The following is a 14,160-nucleotide window of genomic DNA, read 5'->3' as shown; positions in this document are numbered from 1 at the left end:
TCGCGCTACGGCGCCTCGAAATGGCTCGGCCGCCCCTGGCGCAGCACCAGGCGGCCGATCCGCTCGGCGTCCGCCCGCCGCATCAACTCCGTTCTTCCGTCGCGGTGTCGGAGGACGCACGCATGCCACGGCGTCATCCACACATCCGGCGCGTCGAGCAGCCGGATGCCGAACTTGGCCGAACCGCGCGGCTGCGGATGAATGGACAGCCGGACCGCCCCCGGATGGTGCCCGGCGATCAGATCGCCCCAGGCGCGGCTGCGCTGGATCACGCCGTACGCGCGGGCCCGGCAGGCGCGCTGCAATGCCGACCGGGTACCGGTGAAGGAAACGGCGTCCTCGAAGAGGAAGCGGGTGATGCCCTGGTACAGCCGCAGCGTCTCCGCGTCGCCGCCGCGGGTCTGTGCCCGCAGCGTCTCCAGGGACGGCGCGTGGTGTGCGTGGACCCGGGCGCGCTTGTCGTCGTAGGGCAGATCGCCGTAGACATCGCGCAGGTCGAAGAGGTGCAGACGGGTCAGGCCCGCGTCCGCGATCAGCGCGCGCAGGGCGTCGCCGTAGGCGTCGATCTGCGGGTCGGGGACGTGGATGAGATCGCCGAAGAGATGGCCGTCGGAGCAGAGGACGACCCGCGCACCGGGCGGGTGGACGGCGGCGATCCGGGCGCAGAGGCCGTCGAGGAAGCGCAGGGCGAGCCGTTCGCCCTCGTCGGGGAGATGGCCCAGCACCTTGGCCGGGTTGGGGGATTTGCAGGGGAAGCCGGGGAGGGTGAACCGGATCGGTTCGCCGGCCGCGATGGCCGGGAGGAGCTGGCGGAGCTGGGGGCGGAACGCGTCGGGGGCGGCCTCGTGCGGGCCGTCCGCCTGCGGGCCGTCCGGCGTGCGGCGGTAGGGCAGGAGGATCGCCAGCACCGCTTCGGCGGTCGCCCGGTGGCGGGCGGCCGTGCCGGGGTGCGGGCGTGCCGGGTGGGTCGTCCTGTGATGGGTCAGCATGCGGCGTCCGCGCCCCGTCCGACGGGGCAGCGGGCGGCCGCCGGTCCGTCCGAGGCGGGACCGTACGCCACCGGAAGCCGTTCGACCCCACGGGCAAGTACCGCCGAGGTCCAGGACAGTTCGGCGTCGGCTCCGGCCGGCCGCAGGCCCGGCAGCCGGCGCAGCAGCGTGCCCAGGGCGATCTGGAGTTCGATACGGGCCAGGGCCGCGCCGGGGCAGAAGTGGATGCCGTGGCCGAAGGCGAGATGCGGGTTGGGGGAGCGGCCGAGGTCGAGGGTGTCGGCGTCGGCGAACCGGCGCGGGTCCCGGTTGGCCGCACACAGCGAGACGATCACGGAGTCGCCCGCCGGGATCCGCGTCCCGTGCAGATCGGCGTCCTCGGCGAAGAAACGCCAGGTCGTCAGCTCGAAGGCGCTGTCATGGCGCAGCAGTTCCTCGACCGCCCGGGGCAGCAGCTCGGGACGGCCGGCCAGCGCCGCCAGCTGTTCGGGGTGCCGCAGCAGGTTGACCAGGGAGGTGGTGATCTGGTTGGTGACCGGCTCCTGTCCGGCGACCAGCAGCTGGAAGATCATGGAGTCGAGCTCCTCCTGCCCGAGCCGTCCGGCGTCCCGGGCCACCACCAGCCGCGAGAGCAGATCCTCGCCGCGCTCGCGCCGCTTGTGGTCCACCAGGTCGGCGATGTACCGCTGGAGGCCGCGCAGCCGCGCCTCGTACGCGGGGCGGCCCGGGTCGTCGGGGCCGACGGGCGCCACGACCTTCCCCCAGTCCCGGTCGAAGCGGTCCGCGAACTCCGGTGACAGGCCGATGACTTCGGCCAGCACCAGAAAGGGGAAGCGGGCGGCGAAGGCGTCGACGAGGTCGATGCGGCCGGTGTCGGGGAGCGCGTCGAGCAGGGCGTCGGCCATGGCCTGGAAGCGGGGGCGGAGCGCTTCGACGCGCTGCGGCACGAAGGCATCGGTGATCAGGCGGCGCATCTCGGTGTGCTTCGGCGGGTCCTGATGCAGCAGATGCACCTGAAGCCGGGAGTGCTGCGGCTCCGGCATGATCGAGGCGCGGGCCCGCCAGGCGGCGTTGCCCCGCGAATGATGCTTGCCCAGCCGGGGATCGGTCAGCGCCTGCTGGGCGGCGTCGTAGCCGGTGACGAGCCAGGCACACACCCCGCTGGGGAAGCGGACCCGGTGGACCGGCCCGCGGGCCCGCAGCTCGGCGTACAGGGGGTAGGGGTCGCGCTTGTAGTCCGTCCCGTACAGCTCTACGGGTTCCGGCGCTGCGGACATGGTGGTGATCTCCTCGCTCTTCTCCACGCCGTGCCCGGTCGGCACGGCGTGAGAGAAGTCGGACGGCGGGGGAGGGGAGTTCCCGCGGCGGGGATTTCGGCGGCGCGGGATACGGAGGCCGGCGGTCCGGGCAGCGGAGATCGGCAATGACGGGGAACCCGGGCGCCGGCCGCGCCGACTACCTCTGCGCAACCTCCCCCACGCCACCACTGGAGCGGCGATGTCCCACCCTTCGGCCGCGTCGGCCCCGTCCGCCGCGTCGGCCCCTGAGGCCCCCGAGGCCCCTTCGGCCACTGCGTCCTCGGCGGACGACCGCAAGCGGCCCGTTCTTCCCCCGGCGGTCCAACGGCTGCTGCCCGCCCGGCCGGTCATCGGCTTCGTCGCCCTGCTGGCGGTGCTCTTCGCGCTGTCGTACGGGGTCGGCGCCGCCGCCGGACCGGTCGCGCCGGGGCTGCACCCCGCGGGCGACACCCGTACCCCCGGACCCGGACCCGCCCGCGACGGCGACATGGGCGGCATGCACGGGATGGGCGGCATGCGATGACCGCCACCGCCCCGCGCGACGCCACCGCCCTCCCGTCCGCGCCCCGCACCACCACCCTCACGGTCGGCGGGATGACCTGCGCCGCCTGTGTGGGCCGGGTGGAGAAGAAACTCGGACGGCTCGACGGCGTATCGGCCTCGGTGAACCTGGCCACCGGCCGGGCCCGGATCAGCCACCCCGCGGCGCTGCCCGTCGACGAGCTCATCGCCACCGTGGAGGCCGCCGGATTCACGGCCCAACTCCCCGAGCCCGCCACGGAGCCGCGCGACGCACCCTCCGTCCCCGAGGACGCCACCGGCAGCGGCCCTGCGGAACGCCACCGCCTGCTGCTGACCGTCCTGCTCTCCGTGCCCGTCCTGGCCCTGTCCATGGTCCCCGCCTGGCAGTTCCGGCACTGGCAGTGGCTGTGCTTCGCGCTCGCCGCTCCGGTGGCGGTATGGGGCGCGGCCCCCTTCCACACCCGTGCGCTGCGCGGCCTGCGGCACGGCGCCGCCACCATGGACACCCTGGTGTCGCTGGGCGTCGCCGCCTCCTTCGGCTGGTCCGCCTACGCGCTGTTCCTCGGCGGCGCCGGTACGCCCGGCATGACCATGCCCTTCACCCTGCTGCCCACGGCCGGCGACGGAACCGCGCACCTCTACCTCGAAGCCGCCGTCGGCGTACCGCTGTTCGTGCTGGCCGGGCGCCGGATGGAGGCCAAGGCCCGGCGCGGCACCGGCTCCGCGCTGCGCTCGCTGGCCGAACTCGCCGCCAAGGACGTGGCCGTACGCCGCGACGGGACCGAGCGCCGCATCCCGCTCAGCGGGCTGCGGGTCGGTGACCTCTTTCTCGTACGGCCGGGGGAGCGGGTCGCCACCGACGGCACCGTCACCGAGGGCAGTTCCGCCCTGGACCTGTCGCTGATCAGCGGCGAGAGCCGGCCGGTCGAGGCCGGGCCGGGCACGGCGGTGGTCGGCGGCGCGGTCAACTCCGGCGGACTGCTGGTGGTCCGGGCCGACGCGGTCGGCGCGGACACCCAACTCGCCCGGATCACCCTGCTGGTGGAGGACGCCCAGACCGGCAAGACCTCGGCGCAGCGGCTCGCCGACGCGGTGGCGGCCGTCTTCGTCCCCGCCGTACTGACCGTCGCGGTCACCGTCCTGGGCTTCTGGCTCGGCGCCGGAGCCGACCCCCAGGCCGCGGTCACCGCCGCCGTCGCCGTCCTCGTCGTCGCCTGCCCCTGTGCGCTGGGGCTCGCCACCCCGACCGCGCTGCTGGCCGCCACCGGGCGGGGCGCCCAGCTCGGCATCCTCGTCAGCGGGCCACGGGCGCTGGAGCGGCTGCGCCGCATCGACACCATCGTGCTGGACAAGACCGGCACGCTCACCACCGGCAGGATGAGCGTGACGGCTCTGACGCCGCGCGCCGACGGCCTCGACCCGGCCGAGGCCCTCCGCCTGGCGGCCACCGTCGAGCGGGGCTCCGAGCACCCCCTGGCCCGCGCCGTCACCGCCCACGCCGCCCGGCAGGCTCAACTCGCCCCGCCTGTAGCCGATTTCACCGCCACGCCCGGATACGGCGTCAGCGGCACGGTGGACGGCCGCCGGGTGACCGTCGCCCGGCCGCCCGCCGACCCCGCCGGCCTGCCCGCGCCTCTCCCGGAAGCCGTACGCGCCGCCGAAACCGCCGGCCACACCGCGGTCCTGGTCACCGTCGACGACACCCCCGAGGCCGTCCTCGCCGTCGGCGACGCGCTCCGCCCCGACGCCTACCGGGCCATCGACCATCTGCGCCGCCTGGGCCTGCGCCCCGTGCTCGCCACCGGGGACCGCGAGGCCACCGCCCGTGCCGTCGCCCGGCATCTGGCCGTCACCGAGATCCACGCCGGGGCCGCCCCGCAGGACAAGGCCGCCCTCGTCACCACCCTCAAGGAACAGGGCGGCCGGGTCGCCGTCGTGGGCGACGGCGTCAACGACGCCGCGGCCCTGGCGCTCGCCGACCTGGGCATCGCCATGGGCAGCGGCACCGATGCCGCGATCGGCGCCGCGGACGTCACCCTGGTGCGGGAGGACCTCCAGGCCATCGCCGACGCGGTCCGCCTGGCCCGCCGCACCCTGGGCACCATCCGCGCCAACCTCGTCTGGGCCTTCGGCTACAACCTCCTCACCGTGCCGCTCGCCGCCGTCGGCCTGCTCACCCCGATGCTCGCGGCCGCCGCGATGTCCGCCAGTTCGCTGCTGGTGGTCGGCAACAGCCTGCGCCTGCGGGCCTGGCAGCCGACGCGGGAGGCGAAGCCGTCCCGGCGCGCCCGGCACCCCCGTACGCACGCCCCTTGGGAGACCTCATGAACCGACTGCGCGCGGCGGCCGGCGTACCCGTGCTCGTGTGCCTGGCAACCCTGGGCACCCTCGTCGCCTGGACGGCCACCGGCAACGCCGGTACCCCGGCACGGGTGACCGCCGCCGAGGGGCGCGTGCTGATCCCCTACGGGACGGAATCCACCGCGGCGTTCTTCACCCTCCGCAACACCGGCACCGCGGACGCCACGCTCACCGGCGTCACCGGCCCGCCCGGACACCGCGCCATGCTCAGCCGCACCGCCGACATCGGAGGCAACGCACGGCGGATGGAAATGGTCCGGGCCGCCACCGTCCCGGCCGGCGGCACGCTGCGGATGACGGCGACCGGCCTGGACATCATGCTCACTCCGCCACCCCGGCTCGCACCGGGAGACCGGCTCACCTTCACCCTCCACTTCCGCGACGGCCCGCCGCTCACCGTCCGGGCGCGGGCGACGGCGACCCTCGGCGCGGGCTGAACCCGGCGGCCCCCGCACCCGCACCCACCGGTGCCGGCGCGGGGGCCGACCCGCACCTACCGCGCCGAGGAACCTGACGCTACGTCAGGCAACGGCGCCCGCCAGAGCGCGCGGCGGCGGCCCCGAGGCGGGCCCGCGGGCCCCCTCCGCCTCCGCCAGCCGCGCGATCAGCGTCTCCCGGGCCCGCGCCACCCGGGATCTGACCGTCCCCACGGGGCAGCCCATCACCCCGGCGGCCGCCGCATACGGCAGGCCCAGCAGCTGCGTCAGCACGAACGCCTCCCGCCGCTCCGGCCCCAGGGCCGACAGCAGCTCCGTCAGGGCGACGCCCTCGTCGAAGCCCGGCACCCCGCGCGGCTGCACCCGCTCCGCCGCCGCCTGCCAGTCGTCGGTCGCCGCCAGCCGGGGCCGGACCGCCTGGGAACGGATCCGGTCCGCCACCACGCGCCGGGCAATGGTCAGCAGCCAGGTCCGCGCCGACGACCGGCCCTCGAACCCCGGCAGGCTGCGCAGCGCCCGGACGTAGGTGTCCTGCACCAGGTCGTCGGCGGCCTGCGGATCGCCGCTGAGATGCGTCACATAGCGCCGGACATGCAGCTGAGTGGCCCGTACGAACTGCTCGACGGCCCGTTCGTCACCGCTGCGGGCGGCCAGCGCCCACCCGGTCACCGCCTCGTCATCGCGCATTCCGCGACCGCCCCTCGTCGTGCGCCGATGTGTCGGGGAGGATGGGCCCATGCACTGCGCGCGCATCCGTACGGCCCTCTCCGCCCGTCTCGACGGCGAGGAACTGCCGCCCGGCCTCACCGGCCGCCGGCTCGACGACCATCTCTCGGGCTGCGCCGACTGCCGCCACTGGCAGCTGCGGGCACGGGCGCTGGCCGCGGACATCGCCCGCGCCGCGGCGCCCGCCGAGGACGACACGGCGTCCGTCGACGCGCTGCTGGCACGCTTGCGGCCGGGGTCGGCGCCCGGCTGAGGGGACGCCGGGGCGCCCGGTCCGGACAGGAATCATCATCTGGAGTCCTTGGAGTCCTTGGCGTGATCCGGTCGCCGCATACGGCAACCGGTGAAGGGGAGCCCGGGACCGCCGTCGGCGGATGGCCCGTACGGCCCGGGAATTCGACCGTGCTGTCAGACGACAGCCGGCTCACACGGTGGACCCCGCAAGGACATGACATGGGCCAGCAGCAGCCGCTGCACCGCACGCCGCGGCTCCTGCGGGGCGGCGCGTACGGCGGGCGGCGCATCGGGCAGCAGGACGCGCAGGACGAGCACCAGCGGCGCGAACACCCGCGCCGAGACGGTCCGTACGAGCCGGAACGCCGCGCGTTCGCCGCCCCACAGCCACCATGCGCTCAAGAGCGCGATGAGCAGGTGGACGGCGAGCATGCCGCCCGCGTCGCCGCCCATGGCGTGCATCGCGGTCGGGTCGCTCATCCCCGCCATGCCGTCCTGCATCCCGTGCATGCCGGGCATCCCGTGCGGCATCTGCGGCATCTGCTGCATCCGCCGCGCGACATCGATGTCCGCGAGCGACATCCCCTGTGCGCCGCACAGCCAGGTGCTCGCCCATTGGCGCGCCAGGGAAGCCCGTTCACCGGCGGCGCCGGCGACCGCCTGCCCGAGGGAGAAGGCGCTGTGCAGGGCGGCTTGGGTGCCCACCGTCAGCAACCCCACGAGCAGCGGCCCGCGTTCGCGTCCGGCCAGGCACCAGGCGCCGGCCGCGGCCACCGCGCCGGCCGCGAGCAGCAGCCGGCCGGGCACCGGGGCACCCGACATCGCGGTGTGCCCCAGCGCGGCGAGCAGCACACAGACCGCCGCGAACACCGCGGCGCGTAGCCCCCTGAGAACGTGCCCCGCATCCATGTCGGGCCTATCGTCGCACCTCGCCACCACCGGACCGACGGGAGGGGCCGGTGGTGGCGGATGCGGCGTCAGAAGCGCCGGGCGGACCTGTCCTCGGCCATGTTCGCGGTCAGCTGGAGCGAATCGAGGGTGCTGCGCGGACTGCCGCCCGTCGTGACCGCATCGCCGATCCGGTCCCGTACGGCGTCGCGGACCTTGGGCCACGAACTCCGGTTGACCGGATGGAACTGGGCCTTCGGCATCTGGTCGATGAACTTCCGCAGCGGCCGCTGGGCCGGCTGCCGGCGCAGCGCCTCCGAAGCGGACACCGTCACCGGCAGGGTTCCCTGGCCCGCCGCGAACCGGGTGGCCGACTTCTCGCTGAACAGGTGGCTGAGGAAGGCGCCGCACTCCTTGCGGTGCCCGTTGCGCTGGAACGCCATCAGCCAGTCGCTCAGCCCGACCGGCGCCGCGGTGCCGCCGTCCCTCGTCGGGAAGTCCGCGTCCCCGTACGGAATCCGGGCCTGCTCGGCCGCCTTGACCAGCATCGGGTGGGCCAGCATCATGCCGACCTCGCCTTTGAGGAACGCGCCGTACGCGGCCGTCCGGTTGAACTGCGCCGGATCGCGGCCGGCCAGCCCCGGCGCCACCAGCTCGGTCTTCAGCCAGGTCAGCGCCTCGACGTTCTCCTTCTTCGCGAAGTCGTACCCGGCCGGGCTCGCGTAGCCGCCGCCGGCCGCCAGCATCCACGCCAGCGCCTCGTCCTCGGCCGCCTCCGGGCCGAACTGGAGCCCGTACGGGATGGTGACCCCGGCCGCCTTGAGCGCCTGCGCGGCGGTGCGCAGCTCGGCCCAGGACGAGGGCGGGCCGCTGACTCCCGCGCGAGCGAAGAGGCTCTTGTTGTAGAAGAGGCGCGGTGTGCTGGCGAGGAACGGAATCCCGTACTGGATGTAGCCGATCTCCCCGGCCCGTGCGAAGGAGGCGATGAAGTCGGCCTGCAGGGTGAGATCGAAGAGGTCGTCGACCGAGTAGAGCTGACGGGCCTCGGCGTAGTCGGCGAAGACGTACGACTGCGCGATGTCCGGAGCCCGTCCGCTGGCCACGCGGGCGGCGAGCGTCTTGTCGATCTGGCCGATCGGGACGAGCTCCAGGTCGATCTTGATCTTCGGGTGCCGCTTCTCGAAGGCGGCGATGGTCTCGTGCCACCGGTCGACGAGGGAGGAGCCCACGCTCTTGCCGTAACTGGCCGCCATCACCGTCAAGGTCACGTGCCCGCCGGCCGTATCACCCGAGCCGCAGCCGGCGAGGCCCCACGCCGCCGCACCCGCCATACCCGCCGTACGAGAAAGAAAGTGCCGTCGACGCACTGCTGTTGCCACCTCTGCTGTGCTGCCCGTGCCCAGGGGACGGGGCCAACCGTATGGATGAAGGCCCAACCGTACGCGGTGGGTGGCAGGGCGTGCCAAGCAGGCATGTCTTGCCATGCCTTGCCGGGATTGCACCCCGGAATCGTCAACTCGCGGTTGACGATTGCGTGTCGTCAACCTATGGTTGACGCATGGAGAATTCACGCCGTACCACGCATCCGGTCCGCCTCGACGACCTGATCGAGGCCATCAAAAAGGGACACGCCGACGCCCTGGGGCAGCTGTCCGATGCGGTTCTCGCCGCGGAGCACCTCGGCGATGTGGCCGACCACCTGATCGGCCACTTCGTGGACCAGGCCAGGCGCTCGGGCGCCTCCTGGACGGACATCGGCAAGAGCATGGGGGTCACCAAGCAGGCGGCGCAGAAGCGCTTTGTGGCGAAGGGCTCCGGCGAACTCTCGGACCTCGATCCCCAGCAGGGCTTCAGCCGGTACACGCACCGGGCCCGCAAGGTCGTCGTCGCCTCACAGGAAGAGGCCCGCGCGGCGTCCGGCAACGAGATCCGCCCCGAGCACCTGGCGCTGGGGCTGCTGGCCGAGCCGGACGGGCTCGGCGCACAGGCGATCGTCGCGCAGGGCGTGTCCCTGGACGCCGCACGGCAGGCCCTCACCGCGGCTCTGCCGCCCGCCGTCGACGAGCTGCCGGCGCTCATCCCGTTCGACGCGCAGGCGAAGAAGGCGCTGGAGCTGACCTACCGGGAAGCCCTGCGCCTGGGGCACAACTACATCGGCACCGAGCACATCCTGCTCGCCCTGCTGGAACGCGAGGCCGGCACGGGGGTGCTCACCGGACTCGGCATCGACAAGAAGGCGGTCGAGGGCCACGTCGCCGCCGCCCTGGACGCGATCGTCAAGGGCGAGGCGGACAACGGGTCCTGACCGCGGGCCCCTTAGCGGACGCAGACGGCGCCGCCCGAGCGGCGCCGCCTGTTCGCAAAGCGGCGTCCATGGGCCACCATGGGACGATGCGCTGTTCGATCAACATCCCGAACTTCGGTGACTTCGCCGATCCCAGGACGGTCGCGACGGTGGCCCTGGCGGCGGAACGGGCGGGCTGGGACGGGCTCTTCGTCTGGGATCACGTGGTGCATCGCAAGGATCTGCGCCGGACGTTCGGGGACCCGTGGATGCTGCTGACCGCCGCGGCACTGGCGACGTCCAGGATCAAGCTGGGCACGCTGGTCACACCGGTCGCCCGGCGGCGCCCGCAGCAGCTCGCCCGTCAGGTGGCCACGCTGGACGCCCTCAGCGGCGGCCGGGTGATCTTCGGTGCGGGCCTGGGCGGCCCGATCGACGACGAGTACGGCAGCTTCGGCGAGCCGACCGACCCCGTCGTCCTTGCCGAACGCCTGGATGAAGGGCTGGACCTCCTCGGACGCTACTGGTCCGGAGAGCCGGTGACCCACCACGGCCGGCACTTCCACGCCGACGACGTGACCCTGTTGCCCGCGACGGTGCAGCGCCCACGCCCGCCGGTGTGGGTGGCGGGCTTCTGGCCGCACCGGCGTCCGATGCGCCGCGCCGCCCAATGGGACGGCGCGGTGCCGTTGTTCACCGACGCCACGCACGGCCATCTCCCGCCCGTCGACCAGGTCCGTGACCTGGTCACCTACGTCGACCGGCACCGCGACCGCGCACGGCGCGGCCCGTTCGAGATCGTGATCGGCGGCGCGACCCCGGGGACGCCCGCCAAGGCCCGCGATCTGATCGGGCCCCTGGCCGATGCCGGCGCCACGTGGTGGGACGAACGCGGGCTCATCGAGAGCGATCAACTCGACCGGCTCGCACCGGTGTTGCGTCGTATCGAGCAGGGGCCGCCCACGCTCTGAGGCCCCGGCCCGGCGCCCCCCCCCGTGTCGCGCGGTCGCCGCGGCCGCCGCCCGGACCGCCGTGCCGGATGCCGCCCGGCGCATCGGCCAGGGCTCGGCGCCGCGGGTGCGCGCGGGCGCGGACCTCGCCGCGGCACGCGGTCGCCGCCGCGCCGGGGCCCTGACCTCGGCGGCGGCTCGCCGACCGGGTACGGAGCGGGGCGCCGGGCGCGTGCCGGGCGGTCGCCGGGGTCAGGGGGGACCATGGAAGCACCGCGGGGTGCGGGCGACGCCGCCGGAGCCGCGAGCCGGCGGGGCGCCGCGCGTCGCGTTCATGGGCGGAGGGAGTGCCCGGGATGAGTACAGCGGTCCCCTTCGGTTCCGCGGCCGGCGGACCGGAATCCGGGGCGCCGCAGCGCAGCGGGCTGCTGGATCTGCTCGGTGTCGCGGCGGTGCTCCTGGACGCCGAGGGGCGGATCGTGCTGTGGAGCCCGCAGGCCGAGTCGCTGTTCGGCTACACCGCGCAGGAGGCGCTGGGCGAGTTCGCGGGGCGGCTGCTGGTCCATGAGCGGCACCTGGACCTGGTGATCAGGCTGTTCACCGAGGTGATGGGGACGGGCCAGAGCTGGGCGGGAGCCTTCCCCGTCCGGCGCAAGGACGGCAGCACCCGGCTGGTGGAGTTCCGCAACATGCGGCTGCTGGACGACCGCGGTGACTTCTACGCACTGGGCATCGCCACCGACGAGGCGACCCTGCGCCAGGCGGAACGGGACGTGGCGCTGTCCACGCGGCTGGTGTCCCAGTCCCCGATCGGGCTGGCCGTCCTGGACACCGACCTGCGCTACCTGGCCGTCAACCCGGCGCTGGAGCGGATGAACGGCGTCCCCGCCGAGGACCACATCGGCCGGACGGTCCGCGAGGTGCTGCCGTTCCTGGAGGCGGACGAGATCGAGGCCGCGCTGCGGCAGGTCCTGCGGACCGGACATCCCCTGGTCGACGAGCAGACGGTGGGGCGCACCCCCGCCGACCCCGGCCACGATCACGCCTGGTCGGTCTCCTACTACCGGCTCGAGGACCCCGGCGGACGGGTGCTGGGGGTGGCCGGCCTGCTGGTGGACGTCACCGACCGGCACCGCGCCGCCACCGAGGCGGCCCGCGCCCGGCGCCGCCTGGCCCTGATAGCCGACGGCTCGGCCCGTATCGGCACCACCTTGGAGGTGGAACGGACCGCCCGCGAGCTGGCCGAAGTCGCCGTGCCCGAGCTGGCCGACGTGGCGGCGGTGGACGTCCTGGACTCCGTCCTGGAAGACCGTCCGCCCACGGCGCCCGGCGCCCGCCCGGCCCTCTTCCGGGCCCTCGCGGTGAAGGCCGCCTACCCCAACGAGGCCGTCGAGGCCGCCGACCCTCCCGGCCACCTCGCCAGCTACGGAGCCGATCGGCTGGTCACCCAGTGCGTGCGCACCGGTCGCCCCATCCTGATACCGCACGTCGACGAGCGGGACCTCGCCCGTATCGCCCGTGACCCCGAGGCCGCCGCCCTCCTGGCCCGCGCCGGCGTACACACCTATCTGACGACGCCGCTGATCGCCCGCGGCGGGGTGCTCGGCGCGCTCGGCCTCACCCGCGCCCGCAATCCCGTGCCGTTCGACGAGGACGACCTCACGCTCGCCGGTGAACTGGCCGACCGCGCCGCGGTGTGCATCGACAACGCCCGCCTCTACCAAAGCCTGCGCGACGCCGCCGTCACCCTCCAGCGCAGCCTGCTCCCCGACCGCCCGCCGCAACAGACCGGCCTGGAGATCGCCACCCGCTACCAGCCCGCCGGAACCACCCTCGAAGTCGGCGGCGACTGGTTCGACGTCATCCCCCTCGCGGCCGAGAAGACCGCGCTCGTCGTGGGCGATGTGATGGGCAGCGGCATCAACGCCGCCACCACCATGGGACGCCTGCGCACCGCCACGTCCACCCTGGCCGACCTGGACATCCCGCCGGCCGATGTGCTGCGCCACATCGACAAGATCACCAGCGGTCTGAACCAGTACGCCACCTGCGCCTACGCCGTCTACGACCCGCACCGTGCTTGCTGCCACATCGCCGTGGCCGGACATCTGCCCCCGGTGCTGATGCGCGGGGGCCGGCCCCCCGAGCTGCTCGACCTGCCCACCGGCGTACCCCTGGGGGTCGGCGGTGTCGCCTTCGAGGACACCACCTTCGGGCTGCGCCCCGGCGACCAGCTGGTCCTCTACACCGACGGCCTGGTCGAGACCCGCCACCACGCCATCGACGAGCGCCTGGCCCTCCTGCTCCGCCTGCTGGACAGCCCCGACCGGTCCCTGGAGGACACCTGCGACCGGCTCCTCGAGGCCCTGCGCGATCCGGACGACCACGACGACGTCGCCGTACTCATCGCCCGGCCCCGGTAGCGCGTCCGGTCCCGGCGCCGCGCCGTCGGGCCCGTGCGGTGGTTACTGCCCCGTCGCGGCCAGGTCGTGCTGGATGACCCGCGCCGCGCTCTCGATGGCGGCCACGCCGTCCTTCATGGTGCGGTTTCCGTGGGAGAGGACGGCCATCCCGTAGTCGTGGCCGTTGCCGGTGAAGGCGCCCACGCTGTGCACCCGCCAGCCGTGGCTGGCGCGCGGCAGCCAGCCGTTCTTGACGTGCACCGTGGCCGAGTCGGGGGCTCCGGCGGGCACGCCCCACTGCTGGTCCCGTTCGACGTGGTGCATCAGGTCGAGTGCGTAGGCACGGTCGGCGCCGGAGAGCACCGCATTCTCCGAGGTGAGCAGCCGCATCAGCGTCAGCTCGTCACCCGCGGTGATCTGGGTGAGCCCCCACGACCCGCCCTTGCCCGGCACGGTGTCGTGCATCTTCGCCAGGTCCAGGAACCGCTGGATGCCGGCGGGGCCGATCCGGCGCCAGAGGGCGTCGGTCGAGGCGTTGTCCGACTTGGTGATCATGGCGGTGGCCCAGCGGGTCTCCTGCGGCGTGAGCGGGCGGTGCGCCTCGCCGGCCTGGCGGAGCAGCGCCCCGAGCACGGTGACCTTCACCACGCTCGCGGAGTCGAAGTGCGTACCGGCCTGGTAGCGGCAGATGGTCCCGGTGGGCCGGTCGTAGACGGCCAGCGCCGACTGGCCGGTGCGCCCGTCGAGGGCGGCCGCGATGTCCTGCGACAGCTTGGGCGCCAGGCCGGACTTCTCCGAGGTGCACACGACCTTCGAGCCGCCCGCGGGGGAGCTGGCGGTGCTCGCCGCGGCCGGGACCGCCGTGTGAAGGGCCGCCAGCAGGGAGCCGCCGGCCACCACTGCGACCAGCCCGCGGCGTGCGCAGCGTGTGATGCGCGATGCGTGCATAGGGAATTCCGTTCCGGCCGCCCGGTGCGGGGTGCGGCTCTCACTTCCGTTCATGGGCCACGGTGACGATACGGGGCCCGATATGGGCCGCCTCGAAGGAACAGGGCGAAATGTCCAAATT

The 14,160-nt window shown here is 74.1% G+C and carries 13 protein-coding genes; 7 read left to right on the top strand and 6 right to left on the bottom strand.

Going from position 1 to position 14,160, the window contains the following annotated elements; genetic code table 11:
* Positions 1 to 5 precede the first annotated feature (5 nt).
* Positions 6 to 989 (bottom strand): L-tyrosine/L-tryptophan isonitrile synthase family protein, encoded by a 984-nt coding sequence (locus tag AC5677_RS04010; protein WP_497193617.1) that lies wholly within the window; start codon positions 987 to 989, stop codon positions 6 to 8.
* The gene (locus AC5677_RS04005) at positions 983 to 2,266 is read right to left on the bottom strand and encodes a cytochrome P450 family protein (protein WP_497196501.1); all 1,284 of its coding nucleotides are present in this window, start codon (positions 2,264 to 2,266) and stop codon (positions 983 to 985) included. The genes AC5677_RS04010 and AC5677_RS04005 overlap by 7 nt, the downstream gene beginning before the upstream one ends.
* A gap of 220 nt (positions 2,267 to 2,486) precedes the next feature.
* Here AC5677_RS04005 and AC5677_RS04000 point away from each other — a divergent pair, with 220 nt between their 5' ends.
* The 3 genes from AC5677_RS04000 to AC5677_RS03990 are packed head-to-tail and all read left to right on the top strand — an operon-like array spanning position 2,487 to position 5,607.
* Positions 2,487 to 2,810 (top strand): hypothetical protein, encoded by a 324-nt coding sequence (locus tag AC5677_RS04000; RefSeq protein ID WP_497193616.1) that lies wholly within the window; start codon positions 2,487 to 2,489, stop codon positions 2,808 to 2,810.
* The gene (locus AC5677_RS03995; RefSeq protein WP_497193615.1) at positions 2,807 to 5,137 is read left to right on the top strand and encodes a heavy metal translocating P-type ATPase; all 2,331 of its coding nucleotides are present in this window, start codon (positions 2,807 to 2,809) and stop codon (positions 5,135 to 5,137) included. Before AC5677_RS04000 ends, AC5677_RS03995 begins: the two co-directional genes overlap by 4 nt.
* Entirely contained in the window at positions 5,134 to 5,607 is a 474-nt protein-coding gene (locus AC5677_RS03990; protein WP_497193614.1) for a copper chaperone PCu(A)C, read from the top strand. The genes AC5677_RS03995 and AC5677_RS03990 overlap by 4 nt, the downstream gene beginning before the upstream one ends.
* Before the next feature lie 84 nt (positions 5,608 to 5,691).
* Here the strand turns inward: AC5677_RS03990 and AC5677_RS03985 are convergent, their stop codons facing one another.
* Positions 5,692 to 6,294 carry a sigma-70 family RNA polymerase sigma factor gene (locus tag AC5677_RS03985; protein WP_497193613.1) on the bottom strand — a complete coding sequence of 201 codons (603 nt, stop codon included), beginning with the start codon at positions 6,292 to 6,294 and terminating at the stop codon, positions 5,692 to 5,694.
* Between the two features lie 49 nt (positions 6,295 to 6,343).
* On the opposite strand from AC5677_RS03985, the gene AC5677_RS03980 reads away from it, so the two are divergent.
* Positions 6,344 to 6,586, top strand: a complete 243-nt coding sequence (locus AC5677_RS03980) for a zf-HC2 domain-containing protein (RefSeq protein WP_497193612.1) — start codon at positions 6,344 to 6,346, stop codon at positions 6,584 to 6,586.
* A gap of 155 nt (positions 6,587 to 6,741) precedes the next feature.
* Here the strand turns inward: AC5677_RS03980 and AC5677_RS03975 are convergent, their stop codons facing one another.
* Both AC5677_RS03975 and AC5677_RS03970 read right to left on the bottom strand, forming a co-directional pair.
* Positions 6,742 to 7,476, bottom strand: coding sequence for a PE-PGRS family protein (locus AC5677_RS03975; RefSeq protein WP_497193611.1), 735 nt, complete (start codon positions 7,474 to 7,476; stop codon positions 6,742 to 6,744).
* A gap of 68 nt (positions 7,477 to 7,544) precedes the next feature.
* Positions 7,545 to 8,723, bottom strand: a complete 1,179-nt coding sequence (locus AC5677_RS03970) for an extracellular solute-binding protein (RefSeq protein ID WP_497193610.1) — start codon at positions 8,721 to 8,723, stop codon at positions 7,545 to 7,547.
* A gap of 290 nt (positions 8,724 to 9,013) precedes the next feature.
* Between AC5677_RS03970 and AC5677_RS03965 the strand changes: the two genes are divergently transcribed.
* From AC5677_RS03965 to AC5677_RS03955, 3 genes are all read left to right on the top strand, one after another.
* Positions 9,014 to 9,760 (top strand): Clp protease N-terminal domain-containing protein, encoded by a 747-nt coding sequence (locus AC5677_RS03965; RefSeq protein WP_497193609.1) that lies wholly within the window; start codon positions 9,014 to 9,016, stop codon positions 9,758 to 9,760.
* An 86-nt stretch (positions 9,761 to 9,846) separates the two neighbouring features.
* Complete coding sequence (locus tag AC5677_RS03960; protein ID WP_497193608.1) at positions 9,847 to 10,710, top strand: LLM class flavin-dependent oxidoreductase; 864 nt, start codon at positions 9,847 to 9,849, stop codon at positions 10,708 to 10,710.
* 335 nt (positions 10,711 to 11,045) lie between these two features.
* A complete protein-coding gene (locus tag AC5677_RS03955) occupies positions 11,046 to 13,112 on the top strand; it encodes a SpoIIE family protein phosphatase (RefSeq protein ID WP_497193607.1) in 2,067 nt (688 codons plus the stop codon).
* Positions 13,113 to 13,154: 42 nt separating this feature from the next.
* On the opposite strand, the gene AC5677_RS03950 is transcribed toward AC5677_RS03955, so the two are convergent.
* Positions 13,155 to 14,039: a serine hydrolase gene (locus AC5677_RS03950; RefSeq protein WP_497193606.1), complete on the bottom strand. Its 885-nt coding sequence runs from the start codon at positions 14,037 to 14,039 to the stop codon at positions 13,155 to 13,157.
* Positions 14,040 to 14,160: the final 121 nt, after the last annotated feature.

It is taken from the genome of Streptomyces sp. JLSY215, assembly GCF_059682825.1.
The sequence above is the reverse complement of the archived record's forward strand: the minus strand, read 5'-3'. Positions and strand labels throughout refer to the sequence as shown.

Excerpts from the sequence above, each read along its gene's own strand:
- AC5677_RS03985 (WP_497193613.1), bottom strand. The coding sequence starts at position 6,294 with ATGCGCGATGACGAGGCGGTGACCGGGTGGGCGCTGGCCGCCCGCAGC.
- AC5677_RS04005 (WP_497196501.1), bottom strand. The coding sequence starts at position 2,266 with ATGTCCGCAGCGCCGGAACCCGTAGAGCTGTACGGGACGGACTACAAG.
- AC5677_RS03990 (WP_497193614.1), top strand. The coding sequence starts at position 5,134 with ATGAACCGACTGCGCGCGGCGGCCGGCGTACCCGTGCTCGTGTGCCTG.
- AC5677_RS03965 (WP_497193609.1), top strand. The coding sequence starts at position 9,014 with ATGGAGAATTCACGCCGTACCACGCATCCGGTCCGCCTCGACGACCTG.
- AC5677_RS04010 (WP_497193617.1), bottom strand. The coding sequence starts at position 989 with ATGCTGACCCATCACAGGACGACCCACCCGGCACGCCCGCACCCCGGC.
- AC5677_RS03980 (WP_497193612.1), top strand. The coding sequence starts at position 6,344 with ATGCACTGCGCGCGCATCCGTACGGCCCTCTCCGCCCGTCTCGACGGC.
- AC5677_RS03950 (WP_497193606.1), bottom strand. The coding sequence starts at position 14,039 with ATGCACGCATCGCGCATCACACGCTGCGCACGCCGCGGGCTGGTCGCA.
- AC5677_RS03955 (WP_497193607.1), top strand. The coding sequence starts at position 11,046 with ATGAGTACAGCGGTCCCCTTCGGTTCCGCGGCCGGCGGACCGGAATCC.
- AC5677_RS03960 (WP_497193608.1), top strand. The coding sequence starts at position 9,847 with ATGCGCTGTTCGATCAACATCCCGAACTTCGGTGACTTCGCCGATCCC.
- AC5677_RS04000 (WP_497193616.1), top strand. The coding sequence starts at position 2,487 with ATGTCCCACCCTTCGGCCGCGTCGGCCCCGTCCGCCGCGTCGGCCCCT.
- AC5677_RS03975 (WP_497193611.1), bottom strand. The coding sequence starts at position 7,476 with ATGGATGCGGGGCACGTTCTCAGGGGGCTACGCGCCGCGGTGTTCGCG.
- AC5677_RS03995 (WP_497193615.1), top strand. The coding sequence starts at position 2,807 with ATGACCGCCACCGCCCCGCGCGACGCCACCGCCCTCCCGTCCGCGCCC.